2 protein-coding genes are annotated in these 1,079 nt (G+C 43.4%); one reads left to right on the top strand and one right to left on the bottom strand.

The annotated features are described in order from the left end of the window. Positions 1 to 185: 185 nt before the first annotated feature. The gene (locus tag F6J94_RS34005) at positions 186 to 473 is read left to right on the top strand and encodes a hypothetical protein (protein WP_293048384.1); all 288 of its coding nucleotides are present in this window, start codon (positions 186 to 188) and stop codon (positions 471 to 473) included. 184 nt (positions 474 to 657) lie between these two features. On the opposite strand, the gene F6J94_RS34000 is transcribed toward F6J94_RS34005, so the two are convergent. After that, positions 658 to 840: a hypothetical protein gene (locus F6J94_RS34000; protein WP_293019454.1), complete on the bottom strand. Its 183-nt coding sequence runs from the start codon at positions 838 to 840 to the stop codon at positions 658 to 660. Between the last annotated feature and the right edge of the window lie 239 nt (positions 841 to 1,079).

Below are 1,079 nucleotides of genomic sequence, written 5' to 3'. Positions count from 1 at the left end.
CTCAAGTACCCTGGCCTACGGCCAATGGCTGATCGCTGTTCGGTGTAGCGTGCGCGTAAGCTGATAGCTGATAGCTGATAGCTGATAGCTGATAGCTGATAGCTGATAGCTGATAGCTGATAGCTTATGCAAAAAATAAATCAAAAATTACTTGACAAAAGTAATAAGTATTTAGTAACATAAAAATGTTCCCAAAAACAACAGCAAAACAACTTATGGACATCGAAAACTTTCTCCAAAATTTCGAGTATAACCCCAACAATCCTAATCTCCCTGAATCATTTGGCCAACCCCAGCCAGGACGGAAGCAAATCAAACATATATTGATCGGTTCTCCCAAAATTGTGCGGGTCACAATCTATAGCCTTTATAGCCGTGGCTACGCCCAAGTTGATGAGTGGAGCACTCCTCAACCTATCGGAAATTCTGGTGAGGTGATCAGTATATTGATTCGACATCTGTTGGTAGATTAAGATAGCAACTTGCCAGGGATGCCAATCCCTGGCGACAGGTCAAAACTGAGGAGAAAGTACGAAGTCTAAAACATAAGTTTGTATGTTGTTGATTGGGATAATTTCCCGATGAATTGGTGAACACATAGTCAAGAACCCTAGGGTTTTTGACAATTACAAGAAATAATTCGGTCAAGGATTGGAATTAACCAGAACTTGACCGAATTTTTTTATTGTGATGAGGGAACAGGGAACAGGGAACAGGGAGTAGGGAGTAGGGAATCGGGAATCGGGAATCGGGAATCGGGAATCGGGAATCGGGAATCGGGAATCGGGAATCGGGAATCGGGCAGTAACGCACCACTGGGTCAAGCAGCTTTAATGACATGCACTCACATCACCCACAGCACCCATAGTGGTAATGCAATAGTTTTTCTAACTCTCCACGTTAAACACTCATATCACCCCTGGTGTTAATGCAATAGTTTTTCTATCCGACCACCCTCATAACCCTCATTGCCCTTACAACCCCTGACGTTAATGCAATAGTTTTTCTGGCTGACCACCCTCATAACCCTTATAACACTCATGATGCTTTCGATACTTCTCACCCACCCCTTGCATCTT

Source organism: Moorena sp. SIO1F2 (genome assembly GCF_010672755.1).
Classification (GTDB): Bacteria; Cyanobacteriota; Cyanobacteriia; order Cyanobacteriales; family Coleofasciculaceae; genus Moorena.
Note: the sequence above shows the minus strand (reverse complement) of the source record. Positions and strands in the feature narration are given on the sequence as shown.

Bases quoted from the DNA above. Each gene is read 5' to 3' on its own strand.
- F6J94_RS34005 (WP_293048384.1), top strand. From the start codon at position 186: ATGTTCCCAAAAACAACAGCAAAACAACTTATGGACATCGAAAACTTT.
- F6J94_RS34000 (WP_293019454.1), bottom strand. From the start codon at position 840: ATGTCATTAAAGCTGCTTGACCCAGTGGTGCGTTACTGCCCGATTCCC.